Annotated in this window: 15 protein-coding genes; 5 read left to right on the top strand and 10 right to left on the bottom strand. The window is 45.9% G+C overall.

The window, feature by feature from the left end; all coding sequences use genetic code 11:
• The first annotated feature begins 93 nt into the window (after positions 1 to 93).
• Positions 94 to 588, top strand: a complete 495-nt coding sequence (locus tag ACYVI9_RS07440; protein WP_460762747.1) for a TlpA family protein disulfide reductase — start codon at positions 94 to 96, stop codon at positions 586 to 588.
• Positions 589 to 661: 73 nt separating this feature from the next.
• On the opposite strand, the gene ACYVI9_RS07435 is transcribed toward ACYVI9_RS07440, so the two are convergent.
• Positions 662 to 994 (bottom strand): DUF983 domain-containing protein, encoded by a 333-nt coding sequence (locus tag ACYVI9_RS07435; RefSeq protein ID WP_460762744.1) that lies wholly within the window; start codon positions 992 to 994, stop codon positions 662 to 664.
• Positions 995 to 1,340: 346 nt separating this feature from the next.
• Positions 1,341 to 2,183, bottom strand: coding sequence for a transglutaminase-like domain-containing protein (locus ACYVI9_RS07430; RefSeq protein WP_460762742.1), 843 nt, complete (start codon positions 2,181 to 2,183; stop codon positions 1,341 to 1,343).
• Between the two features lie 235 nt (positions 2,184 to 2,418).
• Between ACYVI9_RS07430 and ACYVI9_RS07425 the strand changes: the two genes are divergently transcribed.
• Positions 2,419 to 3,654 carry a 4-hydroxy-3-methylbut-2-enyl diphosphate reductase gene (locus ACYVI9_RS07425; RefSeq protein WP_460762739.1) on the top strand — a complete coding sequence of 412 codons (1,236 nt, stop codon included), beginning with the start codon at positions 2,419 to 2,421 and terminating at the stop codon, positions 3,652 to 3,654.
• A 25-nt stretch (positions 3,655 to 3,679) separates the two neighbouring features.
• Here the strand turns inward: ACYVI9_RS07425 and ACYVI9_RS07420 are convergent, their stop codons facing one another.
• Complete coding sequence (locus ACYVI9_RS07420; protein WP_460763015.1) at positions 3,680 to 6,361, bottom strand: ATP-binding protein; 2,682 nt, start codon at positions 6,359 to 6,361, stop codon at positions 3,680 to 3,682.
• Positions 6,362 to 6,563: 202 nt separating this feature from the next.
• Between ACYVI9_RS07420 and ACYVI9_RS07415 the strand changes: the two genes are divergently transcribed.
• Both ACYVI9_RS07415 and ACYVI9_RS07410 read left to right on the top strand, forming a co-directional pair.
• Positions 6,564 to 6,749, top strand: coding sequence for a hypothetical protein (locus ACYVI9_RS07415; protein ID WP_460762737.1), 186 nt, complete (start codon positions 6,564 to 6,566; stop codon positions 6,747 to 6,749).
• Positions 6,750 to 6,868: 119 nt separating this feature from the next.
• Complete coding sequence (locus ACYVI9_RS07410; RefSeq protein WP_460762734.1) at positions 6,869 to 8,095, top strand: proline dehydrogenase family protein; 1,227 nt, start codon at positions 6,869 to 6,871, stop codon at positions 8,093 to 8,095.
• Between the two features lie 50 nt (positions 8,096 to 8,145).
• On the opposite strand, the gene ychF is transcribed toward ACYVI9_RS07410, so the two are convergent.
• The 3 genes from ychF to ACYVI9_RS07395 all read right to left on the bottom strand — a co-directional run bounded on the left by ychF (position 8,146) and on the right by ACYVI9_RS07395 (position 12,962).
• The gene (gene ychF, locus ACYVI9_RS07405) at positions 8,146 to 9,243 is read right to left on the bottom strand and encodes a redox-regulated ATPase YchF (RefSeq protein ID WP_460762731.1); all 1,098 of its coding nucleotides are present in this window, start codon (positions 9,241 to 9,243) and stop codon (positions 8,146 to 8,148) included.
• A gap of 195 nt (positions 9,244 to 9,438) precedes the next feature.
• Positions 9,439 to 12,585 carry a DEAD/DEAH box helicase gene (locus tag ACYVI9_RS07400; protein WP_460762729.1) on the bottom strand — a complete coding sequence of 1,049 codons (3,147 nt, stop codon included), beginning with the start codon at positions 12,583 to 12,585 and terminating at the stop codon, positions 9,439 to 9,441.
• Positions 12,582 to 12,962: a (deoxy)nucleoside triphosphate pyrophosphohydrolase gene (locus tag ACYVI9_RS07395; protein WP_460762726.1), complete on the bottom strand. Its 381-nt coding sequence runs from the start codon at positions 12,960 to 12,962 to the stop codon at positions 12,582 to 12,584. Before ACYVI9_RS07395 ends, ACYVI9_RS07400 begins: the two co-directional genes overlap by 4 nt.
• 192 nt (positions 12,963 to 13,154) lie before the next feature.
• Here ACYVI9_RS07395 and ACYVI9_RS07390 point away from each other — a divergent pair, with 192 nt between their 5' ends.
• Positions 13,155 to 14,558: a nucleoside recognition domain-containing protein gene (locus ACYVI9_RS07390; protein WP_460762723.1), complete on the top strand. Its 1,404-nt coding sequence runs from the start codon at positions 13,155 to 13,157 to the stop codon at positions 14,556 to 14,558.
• Positions 14,559 to 14,802: 244 nt separating this feature from the next.
• Here the strand turns inward: ACYVI9_RS07390 and ACYVI9_RS07385 are convergent, their stop codons facing one another.
• The 4 genes from ACYVI9_RS07385 to aspS all read right to left on the bottom strand — a co-directional run bounded on the left by ACYVI9_RS07385 (position 14,803) and on the right by aspS (position 22,952).
• Positions 14,803 to 15,660, bottom strand: a complete 858-nt coding sequence (locus ACYVI9_RS07385) for a hypothetical protein (RefSeq protein WP_460762720.1) — start codon at positions 15,658 to 15,660, stop codon at positions 14,803 to 14,805.
• 29 nt (positions 15,661 to 15,689) lie between these two features.
• Positions 15,690 to 17,558, bottom strand: coding sequence for a SusD/RagB family nutrient-binding outer membrane lipoprotein (locus ACYVI9_RS07380; protein ID WP_460762717.1), 1,869 nt, complete (start codon positions 17,556 to 17,558; stop codon positions 15,690 to 15,692).
• An 11-nt stretch (positions 17,559 to 17,569) separates the two neighbouring features.
• Positions 17,570 to 20,671 carry a SusC/RagA family TonB-linked outer membrane protein gene (locus tag ACYVI9_RS07375; protein ID WP_460762714.1) on the bottom strand — a complete coding sequence of 1,034 codons (3,102 nt, stop codon included), beginning with the start codon at positions 20,669 to 20,671 and terminating at the stop codon, positions 17,570 to 17,572.
• A 451-nt stretch (positions 20,672 to 21,122) separates the two neighbouring features.
• Entirely contained in the window at positions 21,123 to 22,952 is a 1,830-nt protein-coding gene (gene aspS, locus ACYVI9_RS07370) for an aspartate--tRNA ligase (RefSeq protein WP_460762711.1), read from the bottom strand.
• Positions 22,953 to 23,210: the final 258 nt, after the last annotated feature.

The raw sequence follows: 23,210 nt of genomic DNA, 5'->3' as shown, positions 1-23,210 counted from the left end.
TCGTAACTAATCAAAAAAACATTTCCACTTGCAGCCTTTCCCGGCAAATAAGCATCAATCAACTATCTTTATTCAAATAAACGGTATAAAATCATGAAGTATTTTTTTAGTGTGTTGTTCACAGTGATAATGGTGATAAATGCCCAGGCACAGGGAACGCCCCTATATTTGAGTCAGAAAACACCGCCACCCACTACCCTTTTACTCGCAGACAGTGTGACGAAATGGCCCCTGAAAGCCCGGTATGCGAAAAACAAACAATTATTTATCATGTTATTTAATCCGGATTGTGATCATTGCCAGCATGAAACTGAAGCACTTATAAAAAATATTTCTAAATTCAAGGATATTCAGATCGTAATGGCAACGACCAAATCCATTTCTGAAATGAAGGCTTTCATTAAACGATACGGACTCAATAAATACAGTAATATTACAGTAGGCCGGGATATCGCTTACGTGATTCCTTCCTATTATGAGGTCAAGAACCTGCCTTATCTTGCATTCTACGATAAAAACAAAAGGCTGATTTCTACCTTTGAAGGGTCGTTGGGGATGGGAGCGATTTTGAAGATTTTTGGAAAATAAGGCCTCACGGAACAATACTAAAAAAAGCAGCTTTGATCGGGCTGCTTTTCTCATATTTAGGCATTTCTAATATCTACCAGTTCCCCTCATGGGCCTCGTTGGTCCGCTCCGGAAGTTCAGGTGCTTCCGTCTCCCAGTTCTTATTGTATTTCACAAAGACCGATAACCAGAGCGACCGGGACAGGCGCATCAGGTACGGCTGCATCAATACCAGGAGTATTGAATTGATCGTCAGCCAGTAATACAACCGGTTGTCGTGTATGGAAAGACCAATTGTCATCCACCAGATAAGAAGGGAAGCAACCGTCAATGCAACACATAACGCATAGGAAATATACCCTGCCCCGTAGTAAAACCCGACTTCAATATTCATGGGTTGGGTACAAACCGGACAGGTTTCATTCATTCTCATGGTCGTTTTGAGCCGCCAGGGATTGGCAACCGCAAACATACTTCCTTGTCTGCAACGGGGACACCGGCAAAACAGTAAATTTTCCAAATAACCTGTCGATTTCCTGGGTTTTACTTCCTTTTGAAGCAAATGGACTTTTTGTGTGCTCATACCTATATATCTTTCTAGTACCGCGTCAGTTGCGAACCCAACATGGGTCACCCAGATTACTTTTTCAGTCGGGTACCCGTTGGATCGCTGATCCTAACTAAGGAACAGCAAAATTAATTGAAAGTTTAATAGTAACCTGCAAATACTGCCGGACGCAGCTAGCTTTCTAAAAATCGCTGTACCGTTGGTATCAGCTGAAACTAAGCAGATGGCCGCCAGCCGGGGGATCCGGCGTTTCATCCTCCATCGCTGTACAATCCACCTGGACAGATACCGGAGTGGCATCTCCAAATATGTTGGCAAATGCGGCGTCTGCTGCATCCAGCCCATGACCTGTTTTGACCAGCCCCTCCAGGGGCACCATACGGGTAGGATCAAAGACAATCCATTGCCCCCCGATATAGGCTTCAAAACAAGCATGAAAATCCTGTGGCAGGAGCTGGTAGGCAAACCCGGTAAAATACCGGGCGGGTATGGAGAGCGCCCGACAGAAAGCAATACCCAGATGCGCAAAATCACGGCAAACCCCCTGCCGTTCGGAAATTGTTTCCAAGGCGGATGTATGGGTATTGGTACTGCCACTGACATAGGAGACATTTTTATAAATCCAGTCACAGATCGCTTCCACTCTTGCATAATTTCCTTCAGCGGATTCAAATTCCATCTGGACAAATCTGAAAAGGCGATCGGATTGACAATAACGACTGGGAAAAAGATATGGCAATACAGCGGGAGATAATTGTGTTACGGTACGATCCGTATCCGGGGCAGGTGGCTGCAGGATCCGGGGTCGGGAATCTACCAGTGCCCGATACCCGATGGTAAAGTAACAGGGCTGATCGACCCTTATGCGAACCAGTCGTTCGGGCCTCCCCGGTATTTCAAAAGCTTCCATACAGATTCCTTCAGGTGAGAGGATGAGTTCCTCCTCCAGGACCTGCTGTACTTCAAGGACAGCCGCCTGTATGCTGAATACAAATTCAGCCCTGGAATGTACCGTATAGGAAAGCATACAGGAGACATTATATTTCATAACAGATTCACTTTAACCATTTCATCTCAGGGAAAACCCTGATCCGGTCGATTGCAGCAACAGCCACCCGATGCACCCTCCCGTGAACTATCGTTTTTTCAGCAAGTGCTGAAGAATTGCTGCAAATCCCTAAAAATACCACTTTTAACGAATATTCCTCCGGCCGGGTCGATTCCAGACGAAACAAGATCCGGCATCAAAAATCGGTATTTTTTTACTTAGTATCTTTGCGCTTATGAAGCAATTTGAAGTGCCTGTTTTTTACCGGAGTTCGCTCATTTCTGCGATTAAATCGCACCGGAAACAGCAGGATAAGCTGAAAAAGGATTTTTCGCCGACTTTACTGGATTTCGGGCCGGTTCGCATGCACCTGGCCCGCCATTTCGGATTTTGTTACGGGGTGGAAAATGCGATTGAAATTGCCTTCAAAACAGTAGAAGAAAACCCGGACAAACGTATATTTCTACTCAGTGAAATGATCCACAACCCGCAGGTAAATGCGGATCTGGTCAGCCATGGAGTGCAGTTCTTACAGGATACCCGGGGCCGACAGCTTGTCGATTTCGGTGAACTTGGTTCCGAAGATATTGTACTTATTCCTGCTTTTGGTACGACCCTGCCCATCGAATCCCGGCTTCGGGAAATTGGAATTCAGACGGAGAAGTATGATACGACCTGCCCTTTTGTACAAAAAGTCTGGAACCGGAGTGCTGCTATCGCCAAGAAGAATTACACCATCATTATTCATGGCAAACCCAGTCATGAGGAAACCCGGGCCACATTTTCCCATGCAGCGGCCAATGCGCCGGCGGTCGTTATAAAAGATATGGAAGAGGCCAGGAAACTGGCTAAATTTATAAATGGGCAGGCGAATAAAGCCGATTTCTATCAGGCTTTTGAGGGACAATACAGTCCCGGTTTCGATGCGGAAAAGGACCTCGACCGTATTGGCGTCGTCAACCAAACCACCATGCTGGCTAGCGACACACAGGCTATTGCCGACTATCTGAAACAGGTTATTACGGTGACATATAGTCTCTCCCCGGATCGGGTTACGGAACGATTTGCCGATACCCGGGATACGCTCTGTTATGCAACCAACGACAATCAGACTTCTGTGGCGGCCATGTTGGAAGTACCGGCTGATCTTGCGCTGGTCGTGGGAGGCTATAATTCATCCAATACTTCACATCTCGTGGAGCTCTGTGAGCAGCGGCTCCCGACCTATTATATCAGCAGCGCGGAAAAAATTATCAGTCCCGACGAAATCCTCCATTTTAATTTTCATGAAAAACAGGAAGTCCTGAGCAACAACTACCTGCCAGCATCGCGGCCTGTCAATATGCTGATTACCAGTGGTGCTTCCTGTCCGGATGCCATGGTCGAAGAAGTAATAGAAAAAGTTGCGGGCTTTTTCCCCGGCGCCCGAACCACAAGCCAAATTACCGAAGCAATCCAGCCTCAGGGATAAAAGGCGCTTTCATTGCAGCCTTTGGCTACGCTTCCTGGTATTGTTCCGCCAGCAAATGGTTCAACTGAACCACTGCTTCTTTCAACGCTCCATGGATCATTTTAAAACTGCTTTCTGCACTTTCAGAAAGAAGACCACGCTGCGCATTATCTTCCAACAGTTCAAAATGCGGGATCAAATGCCGGCCCAGTGTTACGGCTGTTGAAGATTTAAGTTTATGAGCGATCATCTTAAGTCCGGTATAATCCTTTTCCCGAAAGGAACGTTCCAATTCCTCGGTCTGGGAAGGAATCTGTTCCAGGAACAACTCAATAATTTCCTTTTCAAACTCCTTGTTATTGTCAGATAGCTCGTGCAAATAACTAAGGTCGATCAGGTTGGTCTGTGCAAATAAATCATTACCGGGACTGACCAGATCAGGAGCCTTAACAACCAGTTTCCCGTTGTCAGCTTCTTCCTCTGGTCCCTCTTTTTTCTGTACCAGCACTTTCATCTTCTCAAAAAGTTGCCGGGTATTGACCGGCTTGGTGAGGTAGTCATTCATCCCCGCCTTGAGACAACGCTCCTTCTCTCCGGCCAGCACATGCGCTGTCAGTGCGATAATGGGCAGGTCCAGCTGCATATCATTGCGGATGATCCGGGTCGTCGCATAACCGTTCATATCCGGCAACTCAATATCCATCAATACAATATCATACCGGTTTAACTGTAATTTTTTAATGGCGTCATTGCCTGTTTCTGCTACATCAATCTCTACCGGTGCCAGAATGCCCTGAATAAGTTTAATATTAAGCTGATTGTCTTCCACCAGTAAAATACTCAGTTTGTTTAGAAAGGAAAGATCCAATACTTCCCGATTCTCCTGCTGCTTTTCCAGTTCCACTTCGGTATTAAAATTCTTAAACGGTAGAATAAATGTGAATACCGAACCCACCCCCAGTTCACTGCTAACACTGATGGAGCCTCCCTGGCTTTCTACAATATGTTTGGCAATGCTCAGCCCCAGTCCGGTGCCGCCATAAAAACGGGTCGTATCGACAGCAGCCTGTTCAAATCGTTTAAAAACACGGGGCAGCTTGTCCTTAGAAATACCAATTCCCGAATCTTTAACGTCGAATTTCACTACCGTCTGCTGATCATCCGATTCTAACAATTTAGCATTGATAAGGATACTGCCTTTGGGCGTGAACTTGATGGCATTGCCAACAATATTGGTGAGTACCTGAGTCAGGCGTACGGGATCACCGGTAACAATATCCGGAATTTTTTCATCACAATCATAGCTTATCGTGATCCCTTTAGAACGGGCACCTGGTAAAAATAAATTACAGATGGAACTGAGGATGCCGTCAATTGTGACAGGGTGTTCCTCAAATACCATCATATTGGACTCCAGTTTGGAGAAATCGAGGATATCGTTCAGAAGCCTGAGGAGGTTTTCCCCCGCAGAACCAATAATCCGGACGTACTCATTCTCCTGTACACCCAAATCCTTTTTACTGAGCAGTTCCGCAAATCCCAGGATGGAGTTGATAGGCGTTCTGATTTCATGGCTCATATTACTGAGGAAAGACTCCTTTAATCTGAGGGACTCTTCCACAATTTTCTTGGCTTCTATCAGTTCATTTTCTACCTGTTTCAGATTGCTGATATCATCAAAGACCGAGATGGCATATTCCAGCCGGCCTCTTTCGTTATATAAGGGGATCGCGCTTACCCGGAAAGGAACCTGCCGGCCATCTATATTAATGAGGGTTTCATTCTGTCCGATATTCTCCTCTCCGTGAATGGCATTCGATATCAGTAATTTCTCCCGCAAAACTTTATTCAATGAACCCGAAAAGGTATAGGTTCCGGTGGATTCATGCACGATACGGGCATTGGGTTCGTCAAAAAGATGGCCATCGGGCAATAAAAGCTTATCCAGTAATTGAACCGCCTTATGATTGGCATGGTATTCATTGTTATTAGAATTCACTATAATGACCCCAATCGGCAGTTTATCCAGAATGCTTTCGAGTCGTAACTGCGATTTAATCAAAAGACGCTCTGCCTTGGTCAGTCGCTCGTATATTTTCCTAATGTAAAAAAGCGTCAGCAGAATTATAATTACGGCCGTCGTAACACAAATGGTTACCAGATAAATTACCTTATCAAAATTTTCGTTTTCTGTTTTTAATTTCTGGGCCTGAATACTTTTCTCTTCATTAATAAACCTGGAAATATAATACTGTAGTTTATGAATTACGGTTGCTTCATCACCATTGTTGAGGTAATTCCAGGCATCTAAAAAAGAAGCTGATTTTCTGCGTGTAATGATCTGTTCTGCGATACTACGCTGATCTGCCAGCAATGTGGATATGGTATCCAGCAACAAACGTTGCGGATAAGTCATCGGCAGGTTTTTCAAAGAAGTGACCCGGCGACTCAGCAGTCTGCTGGAAATCTCATATGATTCTACCAGCGTGGAATCATTAGTGATAATATAGCCCCGATAAAGCGACTGAATGTCACGAACCCCATTGGAAACATCCTGCGATTGAGTGATGATGATGCCCGACAGATTGACATCCCGCATGGATTCCTTGTACCGGATCGTTTTAGAGTTGGCATAAATGCCCAAGGCGACCAATATCAATGCACTAACACATAATGCAATCGTGATCTTAACTTTTTCAGAAATGTTTATGTTTTGCCAGCCAATCATATTTAACAAACAGCTATAAGGTTTAAAAGGCTTTCCCTGCTAAAAAACAATCCGCCCAAGCTACGGCCATTCGTAAAATTATGAAATATAGTCGATATCACTAAATTAGGGGATTTGTTTTTCCGTGAAAACATCCTAACTTCGTGACCTTTCAAACCTAATGAATTATATAACAACGGCTAAAAGTAAAAATAGAGGCGTCATGAAACACCCTATAACTAAACTCAGAATTGCCATTAGAAACTTCTACGGGAAGCGACGCCGCAGCACGGTGTCTCAGACCCTGCGAGAGGCGAATATTGAACCTAAATGGTGGATGGGGGAACATATAATTATCTCCGACAATCAAGTGAAGGAACTGGAATCCCCAATGATGGGAAAACAGTAAATTCCCGCTTCCGATATCATACGCTTTCAAATATTCTCTTTCCCTGCCCTTACTGGATAATTTCCGATTATAGGTTGACAATTTTCGAATGGATTCTTGCATGTAAATTTGCTTTCTAAATGAGCAACCGAATCCTTTCCTTCGACAATACGGAGCTGGCGTTCCAGTATAAATCTGACAGCGAACTAAAAGCTTCCGGCAGGTTATTCAGCCTGATGAACTACCCTTTTCTGGTAAAAGTTGGAACCTGGCTCACACCCTGGGCGATCAAAACCGGATTACCGGTAAGGAACTTGATCCGCAAAACCATATTTAAACAATTTGCAGGTGGGGAAACACTGGAGCAGACGGCGGCTGTGGCCAACCAGCTGGGCAAATTCCAGGTCGATGTCATTCTCGACTATGGTGTTGAAGGAGGAGAAGGTGGGGACAAGGCTTATGACCAGGCTGCTGACCAGTTCATCAATGTCATCAATTATGCAGCTACCCAGCCCAATATTCCTTTTATCAGTGTCAAAGTTACCGGGCTGACAGCCTTCGAATTGCTGGAGAAACTGGATATGCTGATGCATCAAAAACAAGGTTCGCTGATCAAAAAATACCTCGGCGCATTAGAATTACTGTCCTTCGAGGAAAGAGAAGACTGGCACCGGGTCCGACTTCGAATGATGCGAATATGTGAACAGGCAGCCGAAAAAGGCATTGGCATGCTGGTAGATGCGGAAGAAACCTGGATACAGGATCCGGTGGATGCCCTGGTCATGTTGATGATGGACAGCTTTAACAAGGAGCGGGCAATTATCTATAATACGGTTCAATTATACCGCCGCGACCGTCTTTCTTTTCTGGAAGATTGCATTGACGCTGCTAAGGAGCGAAAATTTAAGCTAGGGGTAAAACTGGTACGGGGGGCTTATATGGAAAAGGAAAGACAGCGCGCGGCACAAAAAAACTATCCGGATCCCATTCAGCCGGATAAAGAAACCGCTGACAGGGATTTTAATGCCGCAGTACACCTGGCCCTCCAGCACCATGATCGGGTATTTACCCTGGTCGCCACCCACAATGAACAGAGTAATCTGAAAGCGGTTGAGCACATGGAACAACTGAATATACCGGTGGGCAGTACCAAAGTACATTTCAGCCAATTGTACGGCATGAGTGATAATATCACATTTAATATGGCTAAAACAGGTTGTAATGTCAGCAAATACCTCCCTTTTGGACCCATTGCAGACGTAATCCCCTATTTGATGCGGCGGGCGCAGGAAAACACTTCAGTAAAAGGACAGACCGGACGTGAACTGGGCCTGATACAAAAAGAAATCAAACGTCGAAAAATATAATGAGGTAAAGGCTTGATTATTAATCGAAATGGCATTTAGGCAGGTCCCTTTTACACATTGAACCTAAAATGCATGATATCGCCATCTTTTACCAGATATTCCTTTCCTTCGATGCGCAGTTTACCGGCTTCCCGACAGGCAGCTTCGCTCTTGTACTGCATATAATCATCGAAACCAATTACTTCAGCCTTAATAAATCCTTTTTCAAAATCCGTATGGATGACGCCGGCGCATTGGGGTGCCTTCCAACCCTCATGAAAGGTCCAGGCTCTCACTTCCTGCACCCCGGCAGTAAAATAAGTTTGTAATCCCAAAAGCTGATAAGCGGAGCGGATCAGCCGGTGCAGGGCAGGCTCTTTCATCTTATATTCATCCATAAACATGGCTTTATCGTCAGGATCTTCCATTTCTGAAATCTGGGCTTCAATGCTATTATTCATGATGATCAGCTGTGCCCCTTCTGCTGCAGCTACCTGCGACAGCGCCTCAGAAAAACGATTCCCGGTATGCATCGAAGCTTCGTCAACATTGGCGACATACAACACCGGTTTACCGGTAAGCAGAAAAAGATCAGTAATGGCCGCCTGTTCCTCTTTCGACAGATCCAGCGAACGGATGCTTTTCCCGGCTTCCAGATGGGCCTTGCAACGCTGCAATACTTCAATTTCCGATTTAACTTTAGGGTCTGTCTTGGCCTGTTTTTCTTTTTTCTGCAATTGTTTTTCAACACTGTCCAGATCCTTAAATTGCAGCTCAATATCAATAATCTCCTTATCGCTTATAGGATTGATTGCGCCTTCTTCCCGCAGCACATTGTCATCTTCAAAACACCGTATAACATGAATGATGGCATCCACTTCCCGGATATTGGCCAGGAATTTATTACCCAGGCCTTCGCCCTTGCTGGCACCTTTTACGAGACCGGCGATATCGACTATCTCAATTTGTGTCGGTACTGTCCTGTCGGGCTGGACCAGTTCCGCCAACCGGGTAATGCGTTCATCGGGCACATCAACCAGGCCCACATTCGGTTCGATAGTACAAAAACGGTAATTGCTGGCCTGGGCCTTGGCGCTATTGCTCACCGCATTAAATAAAGTAGATTTTCCAACATTGGGTAACCCCACGATTCCTGCCTGTAATGCCATGTTCTCTGATTTTTGAATTTTGCGCCTTTCGGAGACAGTAACCTGCCCGAAAGCTCCAAAAGTTGGCAAAGGTACAATTAATACTGCATATTCTAAAGCCACCAGTTCGGCAAGACGTACTGCAATTACCCAAGGCAAAACGGCCAAATCGAACTGCACTTAGACCAGACAATGGATCGGCATCAATATCTCCCGTCAGCCTACGGCCATTTTAGCGGAAGCTGTCCACAGATAATCAGGAATCGGGTTTTCCAGCGCCCAGGTAATGGACATCGGCTTGGAGCCTTCATAACCCTGAAAACTGACGGGACCAACAAAGACATAACCAGCGGTATTGCCCAGTTCGTCTTTTCTTGTCTCCCGGATAAAGAGCAGTATCGTTTTGTTCAATTGCTGTTGATTGATATAGCTTTGACCCTTAGGTGAAGTGTCGGAAGTAGTACTTTGACTTTGCCAGTGAAACAGGTATTCGCTGATCGCATAATCTTCATACATGGTTGTGGGTGAAAATTCCTCCTCGGATTTTTGCAGGTTCACAAAAAGCAGTTCCGTTTTTAACGTTTTATTTTCAGCATAACCCTCCCTGCTTGGGTTTTTATGATCGAGGGTACTCAAATCAAAAGCCGCCAGAATCTGGTCCCGGGTATAACGCGCGTGTAGCTGTAGGGGTTGCAAATAAGGCAGGCTTTCGCAGGGTGATTCTTCAAAGTCTATCAATGAAATCCGATAGCTCAAATACTGTCGTATTTCTCGCACATAGTCCTTATTCGATCCTATGGTACGAATAGATGTGCTGAGGTCCATATCAGGCAAGGCTTTCCCCCAAAAATCATAATGCAACATCGTAAGATAGCGTCGGTCCAGGTCGGTCAATACCTTATCCAGTATCTCAAAATGTTTATCGGCCAAACCCAGCAGGAATTTGAAATAAGACCAAGAATTAGTCGCTGCCCATTTCTTAGAAAGCATTCTGTGATAATTTTCCTCATACGTAGTATCATAGCTCTCCAGCTTCCCTGCAGCGTGTAATAAGGAAGTCCAGGTGCCTCTTAAATACAATCGTTGAAAAGGAATATTCGTAATCTCAAAAAAACTGGCGAGGTTCAGTGGCTGAGTTGTTTCACTACCAAATCGTTGTATTCTTTTAATGAAATCTTCTTTACGCAGAGAAGTCGCCCTGCTAATATTAGCTAAAATAACCTCCCGGGCCTTTCTTTCCAGCTGTATTGAACAGCCTAAAGGCAGGTGTACAAAATCATTCTCTATTTCCTTTTTTACCGTGGTATTGGTCTTGCCAATAAGCGCCCGGAATTTAGATTCAAAATCATACTGTTCATGGGCATTCCCCACAAAATCCAATACGGTTAAAACTTCCTTTTTATGTGACAACCGAAGTCCCCTACCAAGCTGTTGTAAAAATATAGTCAGACTTTCTGTAGGTCTTAAAAACAAAACAGTATCAATTTCCGGGATGTCTACGCCTTCATTGAAGATATCAACAACAAAAAGGTAATTGATCTGTCCCTGCTTAAACATCTGCAACAGTTCCCCTCGCTGGTGCGCGTTCTCGGATGTCAGCGCTCCCGCCTTCAAGCCGGCCATCTCAAATTTTTGTTGCATAAACTTTGCGTGGGCGATACTGATACAGAAGCCCAGGGCCTTGACCTGATGCATATCTTTACAGTATTTATGCAGGTTACTCAGAATATCCCGGACTCTTTGATCATTACTGTTATAGATTTTTGTCAGTTCAACAGTATCATACTGTCCGCGCACCCATTTCACTTTATCCAAATCCACTGAGTCGGATACCGCAAAATACTGAAAGGGACAGAGCAACTTATGATTCAGGGCATCCGGCAAGCGGATTTCCGCTGCGATATGATCCTCAAAATCCTTTAAAACACTTTTTCCGTCGGCCCTTTCCGGCGTCGCAGTCAATCCCAGTAAGATATCCGGCTTCAGGTGCTCAATAATCCGCTGATAGCTGTCCGCCTGGGCATGATGCACTTCGTCGATCACAACATAATCATAGTAATCCGATTCTAACAACCCGTTTTTAATGCGATTGGAAAACGATTGGATCGTCGCAAACAGATGGCGCAGATCTCCCGGCTGTTCGCCGCCACCCAGTATCTGGCCAAAATTCTGATCCTTGAGAATATTTCTGAAAGCCACGCAGGCTTGCTTCAGGATCTCAATTCTGTGGGCTATAAACAAAAATTTACAGGTGGGGTGTTGCTGATAATAGTCCTTAAAATCAAAAGCCGAAATAATGGTTTTGCCCGTTCCTGTAGCCGCGACGACCAGATTTCGGCGACGTCCATGCAGGGTTCGCTCTACTTGTAACTTGCTTAAAATATCTGACTGGTAATGATAAGGCCGGATATCAAAAAAATGGATAGCCGCCAGATCTGTTTTGCCCATGCGGCTGGCTTTCAATGAAGCTTCAAGTTTTTCCACCTGTGATCCATCATATGCTTCAAACTCCGGATGCTGCCAATAGCTTTCAAAAGTCTTCTGAAACTTATCAATGATATGTGGAATCTCTTTCGTGGTCACTTTAACGTTCCATTCCAGCCCATCCGTAAGTGCGGATCTGGAAAAATTTGAGGATCCGATATAGCCGGTATGAAAGCCTGAGTTTCGGTAAAACAAATAAGCTTTCGCGTGCAGTCTTTCGTTACCGCTATTATAGGAGACTTTAACTTTCGTATTAGGCATTGCCGCCAGCTCCTGAATCGCTCTTGCGTCGGTTGCGCCCATATAAGTAGTGGTAATAATCCTTATATGTCCGCCGTTGCTGATAAACTCAGCTAAAGCTTCTCTTAGGATCACTATAGCCTTCCATTTAATAAAGGATACCAAAAAGTCAATACGGTTAGCGGATCTGATTTCTTTTTTTAACTCACTATCCAAGGACAGGCCGAAATTTCCACCTGTAAACAGGGCACTCTGGGTCAGCCGGGTTGCAGGCATTATTTCATGAAGACGGAGTTCCAGATCCGGGTAATCCGCATGTATTTTATCAAAGACGGCGTTTAACAAAGCCCCCTGTCCATCAATGATATCCTCTTCAAAGTCGTAATGAGCAATCTCTTGATGCAAAAACTGAATCAGTCGGTTGCTAACCTCGATCTGTTTTTCGAGTGAACTGCCGGAATGGGTTTTAATGCCGTTAAAAGCCTTGGCAATGGCCGACTGCAAGTGCATGGAAAGCACCCTAACGGCCTCCTCTTTATCCAGAACCATCTCGTTGAGAAAATACCTGTTCCGGTCAAGGCTAGCTAATTTGTTCCTCAGCGAAGCAGTAATTAAAGATTCATAAATGCCTGTAATCATATTTCTTGAATTTCCAGTACTATGGGTAGATCTGCGGCGGCCAAATCAAAGTTCAATAACGCTTTTCCTTCAACCCATTTAAATTGAATATGTTCCCTTGCATGAAGACTACCCGTCTCTATAGCACAGATAAATGGATAGAGTCGGATCTCCGACTCCGGGTATTTGTGGTGAACAACCGGCAAAGCGCTGATAATCCGGATTTGGACACCCAGCTCTTCTTTAATTTCCCGGATCAGGCACTCTTCTTTAGATTCACCCGCCTCAATTTTCCCTCCAGGGAATTCCCATTTAAGTGGTAGTTTCATGTTGGCGGACCGCTGACAGATCAGATATTGACCTTGACTTTGAATTACGGCGCAGCTAACCTCTATCATGACCCTAAAGATAAGAATGCTCTAAATACTTCCCAATTTCAATAACTGTGCGGCCGCGATACGCCGCAACAAATCCTATAACTGACAAAGACCGGAATCTCAGGCCGAAAAATGTGCCAGGCGTCGATTTCATTCGGTTAGCGTGATAATTAATTGCGGGAATTTAGGTTCGCTTTCACTACTTTTACTGCTATGGTTTTAAGCAGAATTTGGAGTGCTTTCATCCTGATAGCACTGTTGGTTGCACTGGGCAGGTTCCTGCTGGAACCCGGACAACAGCAACTATTCAGCCAGATGGCCACCGGCAAAAGCGGCGACACAACTTTTGTACAAGAAGTGGATGCAGCCGTCCTGCCTGGCACGGTTTTAAATCAATTTTCCAAGGGGCAGTCCCTGGCCAGCTGGGACGGGCTACAGGTTACACCTGCCGCCAATGGAAAATACACCACATTTAAGCTCCAGTCGACGAATGGCGTTTTTGAAACCACTAAGGATGCCGTAAATCTCTGCATCAGTCTGATCGGTATCATGGCCCTGTTCCTGGGTTTTATGAATATCGCGGAACAGGCCGGGGGCGTGCGGATGCTGTCCAGAATTATCGGGCCTTTTTTCTCCAAAATTTTTCCGGACGTACCCAAAGATCATCCGGCCATGGGTCATATGGTCATGAATTTCTCCGCCAACCTCCTGGGTCTGGACAATGCGGCCACGCCTTTTGGGATCAAATCCATGGAGAGCCTTCAGGAGCTGAATACCAATAAGACGACGGCAACGAACGCACAGATCATGTTCCTCTGCCTCCATGCATCAGGATTGACCCTGATACCCACCACCATCATTGCCGATCGTGTCGCTTTGCAATCCGAATTTCCGACGGAAGTATTTATCCCCTGTATGATCGCCACTTTTGTGGCCACGATCACCGCGATGACAGTCGTGTCCTTCAAACAGGGCATCCGGGTATTTCAACCGGTGATTATTGCCTGGGTAATGGGCATTACCGGTCTGTTTACAGCACTGATACTATATGTAAGAACCCTGGATATTCAGGGCGTGCAATTATTTTCCAGCAGCCTGAGCAACGGCCTGATTCTGTTGATTTTCCTGTTGATCATTGCGGGGGCGCTGTATAAAAAAGCCCCCATTTTTGATGCTTTTGTTGACGGCGCGAAAGGCGGATTCGAAACAGCGGTGAAAATCATTCCTTACCTGGTAGGGTTGCTGGTAGCCATCAGCCTGCTACGTAACTCAGGGGCTTTTGACTTTGTGATGGGCGGCATCAAACATCTTTTTACCTTCCTGGGCGGCGACACCCGGATTGTGGACGCCCTGCCTACAGCAGTCCTGAAACCTTTCAGCGGCAGCGGTGCCAGGGCCATGATGATTGACACCCTGAAGACTTATGGTCCGGATTCCTTTGCCGGCAATCTCGCATCGGTTTTCCGGGGTTCTGCTGACACCACTTTTTATATTATTGCTGTTTATTTTGGCGCCGTAAGTATCAAAAACACCCGGTATGCCGTGGGTGCAATGTTACTGGCGGATCTGGCAGGCGTATTGACGGCCATTTCCGTAAGCTATTTGTTTTTCAGCTAATCAAGTCCTGAACCGAAAGCCTGTTCCGCAATTAGGCAGGATCTAGTACGAGACCGCCACTATTCGGAGAAAATTTTAATTCATTGCTGTTCCTATAGGTGGGTCCCAACAGGATTCCCTTATACGCTGTCATTAACAGGCAATTCCTATATGGCCGGGGATGTAGGAATTACAGAAGAGCAGAAAAAAGCACCTGTCTCAGAAGATCAGGTGCCTGCGTTTAAAAAAACTATATTCTTTCGGCTTATCTGGCGGTAAATTGTCTGACGGATGAAATCGGAGTGGCGGCCCGCATCCCTCCAATTATATGATGATAGGCCCTTCCGGTATATGCCGTCCACCAATCAGAATAATCTACCATGTTCCCAGATCCATTTCTAACTTTCAGGGGGCCCTGGTCACTGCCATCCGTGCCAATGACACGGATCCGGTAATCTACCCTGGCATAAGATGAGGATATCTCTACTGATTTGACCACAGGTACCGGTTCCCAGCCCGTTGATTCGCCGAAAGCCGCCGGCGTCCCCAGGTTCAGCCATTCACTTTTTTCTCCGGTTTCCACATCCATGGTATACTGGTATTGGTACTGCAGTTTCAGATCTGTAGGAACGCCTTCGGTTTCGTACAGAAAATTATAAAACCGGATCCAGCAGGTAGTACCTGTTTCTTCGGTGGTGATGGTAGGATAAGGAAATCCATTGTCTAATACAATAGGTGCCTTATTAAAATCATACACGAAAACATTCTGTTTCCCTGATTGCAGTTCCACGTCCTGATCGTATACGATTTCCGCATTATCACCACGGTACAACTTGATGTTGTTGGTTCCGGAGGATGTCGTATAAAAACGGCCTACCCCGCCACTGGGTATGGCATTGTAGGGCACCAGCGTAGAATTGGTATTTGAAATCAGTTTGCCGTTCAATTCCACCTTCGTGATATTATTGGCAGAACCCGTGACGACCGGTACGAAATAATGCAACTGAAACTCCGATTCATTTTCCGGTATCGTCGTCGCGTCATAAGTAACCACATGCTTCTCACATGATAGCCCCAGGCAGGTTATCAGTAAAAATGAAAGTAGTTTAATAAGATTTTTCATGCTAGTATATTTATATATAATTAGTCAGATTATTTACCCGGCATGGCTTCCGGATACGCAAACCAGGGAATTGAAGTTTGATAATTCGGCGCATCACCGGCAATCGGCACCAGCGTTTTCAGAGAATTCAGATTCCACATATACTCAGAATTATACCGCGGTCGCAAGCGGTAGCAGGGCGACCCTTCATTGTTTTCGCTGTACTTGCCTTTACGTCCCTGCACCTGAGCCGGCGCCAGGTACAACCCCTTATACACTTTCGACGGATCGGTATCCCATTTCTGGTTCAACAGGGAATTGGTCCATCCGTCCCCGTTTTTCGGATACGGTCCCGAATATTCGATATCATAATGGTATTTCCGCATATCCACCCAGGCTTCAGGCGCTCCCCAGGGATACAGCGCCACCCATTTCTGCATCATTATATGTGACAAGGTGAGTGTTGGCAAACTGCCTACAAAAGGCCCCTGCAGATAACTCTCTGCCATTGTCGTAAACGCCGCTTTAGTAATCTTATCACCACCGGTGGGACTGCCTTCTTTACCCGGGGAAATGTATTTCACTGTAAAATCCATATCTGCTTTGACGCCCTCTTTAAAGGCAGTAAGCGCATTGGCTGTTTGCCCCAGTTTAAAATAGGCTTCCGCCAGACAGAATTTTACTTCGGCGCAGGTAGTCAGGATATAGGGCGCATCATCGCGGTAAATCCAGCGGCCGATTCCATCGTGAGTTGTACCAGAATAAGTAGATGAATTATTCCTGCCGTAAAATGAAGGTGCGCTGCCTATAGGGCCAGCAGTACTGGTAAATGAACCACCGTAATATTTATACGCTTTTATACTATCCGGATTATCAAGATTCATATAATTGGGATTACTGGTCGTACCCAGTTTAACGGCTACCCGCGGGTCATAATGTCCTGCCTGATCGATCAGTGTGTCGGTGATGATTTGGTTGGCCATCAATGCATAGGGGTGATAATCGTTGCCTTCGATGCGGTTTTTCTCTCCGGTAGATTCATCATAAACCGGAACGGTACCGGTAAAAGTCTGTACGGCAAATTCATGCTGAAAATAGGTCCGGCTCAGATTTCCCCTGGCCGTTCCCCAGAAATTATTGTATTCACTATAAGGTGCAGATTGGGAACCTGCTGCTACCCGCACAACAGCATCGTCGTCAGCTGACTGAAAGGATTTGCTGGCACAGCTAATCAGTTCTTCGGCATACTCGGTAGTAAAATTGGTCTTATTGCTCAAAGAAGCCAGGTTACGGACAATAACGGCGTAGGCGAACTTGATCCATTTGCTCTTGTCACCACCATAGATATAATCATTGGCGCTGATCTTGGCACCGTACGCATGATTGTCTTCCATTTCAAGTAATTCAATGGCTTTATAAGCCCATTCCCTGACCTGTGGATAGATGTCCTGCTGATAATCATAATCATGTGACAGTTGGCCGGCTACAAAAGCCTGTTTCATGGGAGCCTCACCATTCACCTTGGTCAGCATATCCCAGGAAAAGGCCTTGATCGCGTATCCGATCCCCGCCAGGGTCCAGTCTTCTGCTGCCATCGATTGGTTGATCAGGTTTTCCAGGTTCATGCCCTGGTTCCAGTAAACGACCCGCCAGATCTCACCGGCAGCATCGCTACCCGCTACATAATAATTGGCAGCATAGGAATCATAAGTACCTGAAACAGTACCCATCATCTGGGTCAATGGTCCCAGGGCGCGATTGTCCCAATAAATTCCCTGGTACTGCTGCTGGATACTGGCCAGGTAAAGGTACCCGTCAACCTGATCCGGTGCATCAATATTTTTATTCACATCCAGGTATTTTTTACAGCCTCCGGCAATGATCAGCAACGGCATTAAATATATAAGGATCTTTCTCATAATTTCTTTTTTTAATTTAATGTTAAGCTAAGGCCCACCGTTATACCCCTCGGGTTCGGAAGCGACCATACATCATATCCCTCTCCCCCGGTACCACCTGCGGCTGCCGAAACGGTGTTACCCACCGCATCGATACCTGAATAATTCGTCCAGGTCGCCAGGTCATTTCCAATGATATATACGTCCAGTGCCGAGATCACGCGGGAACGGCTCAACATCGTTTTCGGTATCGAATAAGAAAGCCTGAGCTCCCGCAAACGCAGATAATTTACATCCTTTTCCAACCAGTTTTCATCACCACCCTCGAAAATGCTGGATCCATATAGGTGGTAATCCACAGAGATATTATTGACAGTTGGGTTATCGGTATTTTCATTACCGTCTTTCAATACACCGTTAAATACTACGGGGTCAGCTTCCCGCAAAGCCACGGATTCCCAGCTGGTTCCCCTGGACATCATGAGTCTTTTGGTACCATTGACCACCGTCGCACCATATCTTCCGGAGAGCAGTCCCGATAATCGGAGTCCTTTATAGCTCAGACTGGTTACAAAACCAAAACGCAACTGGGGCTCCCTGTCACCAATCACACTCCACTGATCATCCGTTATTGGCAGACCGGAAGTCGGCGAAATCAATACCTGGCCTTTGTCATTGCGCTCATAAGCCCGACCGGTAAGCGTTGTAATGGGATGTCCGACCATGATCCCGTTGCGGATATTACCGGAATTCCAGGTATAGGCATTGTAGTACTCGGTAACATTCTCCGGCAGATAAATCACTTTAGATTTACCACGGGAGGCATTCACGCCGACATTCCAGGTAAGTCCGGTCCGGTCACGCAAAATATCCGCATCGACATGCGCTTCCCAGCCCCAGGTCTTAAAGGAACCAACATTCATCGTATTAAGTACAAAACCGGTAGCATAGCTCAGCCTGAATCCCTTAACAATCTGGTCTTCATTCTTGGTGGTAAAATAAGTAAACATGGCGTTAATCCGATTGTCGAGCAGCCGTGTATCAAAGCCGATTTCATGGGCTGTCGTCATTTCCGGGCGCAGTTTGGGGTTGGGTCCTGTAAAGCCGTATTTAAAACCGCCTCCTGTCAATCCGGTTTCTTCCAGTTGGGGGTAAATCTCCAGTGGACCGGCATCCTTACCTACCTGGGCAATGGATCCCCGAAGTTTAATGAAGCTGAAGGTTTTGCTGTTTTTCAAACCCGCCAGTTCCGTCAGGATAAAAGAAGCTTCTGCTGCCGGATAGAAATACGAATTGTTATCTACCGGTAAGGTGGAGGACCAGTCATTCCGTCCCCGCAGGGTTATAAATGCCATATTATTATAGCCAAACTCGAATTGTCCTGATATCGCCTGTATCCTGCGTTTGGAATTTCTTTGAATAGAGGTAATGGTCGCGGGGTCGGTATTGTTGATGGACTGAAAATCCGCCACCAGAAACTTCGATCCGTAGGTCGACTGCCGGGTTACCCCATTCTCCAGTTGGTGGTATCCCACCTGGCCGGAAAAAGAAAACTTATCATCCAGAAACTTATTGTTGTAACCCGCCAGGATATTGACGGTAGGATCCGAAAAATTGGAATGCACCAGGTTATAGGAACCATCACCCCCATTGTCATAAGCATAGTAGGGATGCCAGGAACTTTCAAAAGTCTGCATACCTACATCCCAACCGATCTGGCCCCTTATAAAAGTATGTTTAACAGGCGTAATATTAATCGCCATATTTGTGATCACCCGGTCTGACTTGTCGAAGTTTTTATTTTTATACATCGCAAACAAGGGGTTGAGCAGGTCAACATCTATATAGTAATCCGGGTTCCGCATATGAATACCATCAGCTGCCAGGTAGTTGGACATATCATCTACATCCGGCCAAATCATTGCGCGGTATAAGGGACCGTCCGTGCCTCTCAGCACTTTGTTATTATTAGTTTTGGTATACTGTACCGAACCTTCAAAATTCATCCATTCGGTAATTTTGGCTTTTCCGGAAAGGCTCAGGTTGGTCCGGTCAAAATCTGTGGTCTTCACTACTCCTTCACTACCCAGGAAGGAAAATCCCGCACGAAGGGTCGCTTTATCCGATCCCGCTTCCACCGATAAATTATGTTTCTGTGAAAAACCGGTTTGGAGAATCGCCGCAATATTGTCATACAATTGCATGCCCTCCGGATACAATCCTCCGTATTTGGAAGTATAATAATAATTGGTCGTGCCGTAAGCGCCATTGGCATATTTGCTCTGGGTCTCAGGATAGCCATAGGCCATATCCCAACGGAAAGAATTACTATAGGTAACCCGGCCTTTTCCTGCCCTACCCTTCTTAGTTGTGATGATAATGGCACCGTTGGAGGCATCAGATCCATAAAGTGCTGCTGCAGCTGCGCCTTTCAGCACCGTAATTTCTTCAATATCTTCCGGGTTAAAATCATTACCCCGGGATGCGAAATCCAGATTGCGGACCGAATACACGTCCACTCCCCCACCGGCCATACCCAAGGGATCGAATGTGGAATTATTCATAGGTACCCCATCGACAACGTATAATGGTTGGTTGTTTCCGGAAATGGAAGTGATATTTCTCAGTACAACCGTGGTGGATGCACCGGGTGCGCCACTGGTAGATGTGACGTTCAAACCGGGAACACGCCCCTGCAAAGCAGAAATAAAAGCGTCCCTTCCGGATTCAGCAACCGTTTTACCATCGATATGTTGCACAGAAGAACCCACCGCTCGGGCGACCCGTTTCATACCAAACTCCGTTGTCACCACTACCTCATCCAGGGCACCTTTATCAGAGATCAGGTGTATATCAACGACGGAACGATTGCCAACCCGTGCACTGTAAGCCTGGTAACCGACATGGGAAAAGATAAGGGAATCACCCGCCGCTGCATCAATGCGGTAGAAACCGTTACTGTTGGTACTGGTTCCCTCTGAACCGCCCTTCACAGTTACGGAAACGCCCTGTAAGGGAAGATCGTCCTCATCCGTCACCGTCCCGGTAACCGCTTTCGTCTGGGCTATTGCCAGAAATGGACAGCAGACGAACAGTACCAATAGCAAAGCCATGCTGTTAGTTAGTTTTTTCATTTTCTACTTTTTTAATTCAAAAACCTGATCTGTTGGATTTTTTTTAAATAGCGGTGAATACGTGTCGTACATATGCCGATGACGAGATCATTGCACCGAAGATGATTACCCGTCTCCTGTTTTACCTGACAGGATCTATGATTTTCCGACAAATTGCTACCGTTACCCGGTAGTATGTATTACAGCCCTTTCAATCGTTACTATTGAACCGCGCAAGCTTTCCTCCACCGTTAGTTAAATCTATGCTAAAGATAAGAAATTACATAGCAAAAAACAGCATAAAGCAGAAATAAAATGCAAATAGTAGCAGTCCGTGCGGAAAACTGCGGAAAAAATCGGACTATTCATGCGTAAAATTGCGCGAATCGGCAGTCGATTGATAAAAAAATGCTGCAGCGCTTCTGAAAGAGAAATGCTACAGCATGGAATCAAAGCTTGAGATAAAGTTGTATCAGGACTCCGGCGCCAACCGGATGGACAATTCCTCCAATTGTTTCAGATCGATGGCACTTGGCGCATCCAGCATGACATCCCGGCCGCTGTTATTCTTGGGAAATGCTATAAAGTCCCGGATGCTTTCACTACCCCCCAGTAAGGCGCAGAGCCGGTCAAATCCAAAGGCGATTCCGCCATGCGGAGGTGCTCCGTACTCGAATGCTCCCAATAGAAAACCGAATTTTTCCTGTTGTTCACTGGCGTTCATACCCAGGGCTTCAAACATTTTCTGTTGCAGTTCCTTCCGGTAGATCCGGATACTACCCCCACCGATTTCATTGCCATTAAGTACCATATCATAGGCATTGGCCTTTATATGCGCATAGGGATGTTTCAGGTATTCGGCTGCATTTTTAATTACGGGACTGTTTTGAATCATGGTGTCAATATCGGAAGGCTTGGGAGACGTAAAAGGATGGTGTCTTGCAACCCATCGGTTTTCTTCCTCGGCGTATTCAAAAAGCGGAAAATCCAAAACCCACAATAATTTAAAATCGTCTTTTTTTCGCATTCCCAGTTGTTCCCCCATTTCCAGTCGCAGTTCACTGATCGCCTTACGCGTCCTTTCTTCAGCGCCAGCCAGGATCAGAATCAGGTCTCCGGCGCTGGCACCAGCCGCATCGGCGATGGCCTTGAGTCGCTGTTGATCGTAAAATTTATCGATACTGCTCTTATAGCTACCGTCGGTATTGCATTTGATAAATGCCAGCCCCTTCATGCCGATCTGTGGGCGTTTTACCCATTCTGTCAATGCATCTGTTTGCTTACGGGTGTACGCGCTGCAGCCCGGTACGGCGATGGCCAAAACCGTTTCTGCCTGATCAAAAACCGGAAAATCTGCGCCACTAATCAGTGTACTGTTATCGGGTTTATTTCCGAAAACATGTGAAGGATACTTCAGATTCAACAAAGACATTCCAAATCGGATGTCTGGTTTATCATTCCCAAATTGCCACATGGCTTCCTGCCAGCTCATCCTTGCAATGGGTTCGGTATAATCGATATTCTTAACCGTTTTAAAGATATACCGGATCAGTCCTTCAAACATTGTCAATACATCTTCCTGCTCCACAAAGGACATTTCACAATCAATCTGGGTAAACTCAGGCTGGCGGTCCGCCCGAAGATCCTCATCCCGAAAACACTTTACAATCTGGTAATAGCGGTCATAGCCGCTCACCATCAACAATTGCTTAAAAGTCTGGGGAGACTGCGGTAGGGCATAAAACTCCCCTGAATTCATACGACTGGGAACCACGAAATCCCGGGCACCTTCCGGTGTGGATTTAATCAGAAAAGGGGTTTCAATATCCATAAACTGCTGCTGATGCAGGTAGTCTCGGGTGGCCCGGTTTACCGCATACCGCAGTTCGATATTCCGTTTTACCGAACTACGCCGCAGATCCAGATAACGGTATTTCATACGCAGGTCATCACCGCCATCGGTATCCTCCTGGATCGTGAACGGTGGCGTCAGGCTTGCATTAAGTACTTTATATTCCGTTACCAGCAGTTCAATATCGCCTGTAGGAATCTGGGAATTTTTATTGGATCGTTCGTTCACCCGACCGGACACCTGAAGTACAAATTCCCGGCCCGGGGGGTTGGCTTCCAACTCTTCATTCAATGCTTCAGAAAATAATAACTGGGTAATGCCGTACCGATCCCTCAGATCCACAAAAGTGATGCTTCCAAATTTACGTACGGTCTGTACCCAGCCGGCCAGGGTTACTTCTTTATTCACATCGGTGATTCTCAGCTCACCACAGGTATTGGTTCGAAACATATTATAATTTAATTGAACAATTCATTCTTGATTCCAGCTCCCCGGTAACCACTGGCTTATCCAAGGATTTTCAATGCAGGAGGCTTCTCCGTACTTATTTACGGGCTGCAAAGATAATCAGTATTCACGATTCAGAATATTTGCCGGAAAGATAAGCTTTAAAGCGAAGGCTCACCCATTTATGCGATACGCCGGAAAGTCAGATTCGCTGGTTTTGGTCTACCTTGCCTGTCGATATCCAAGATCTCCTGATACCTT

Source organism: Niabella terrae, from assembly GCF_054783135.1.
The sequence above is the reverse complement of the archived record's forward strand: the minus strand, read 5'-3'. Positions and strand labels throughout refer to the sequence as shown.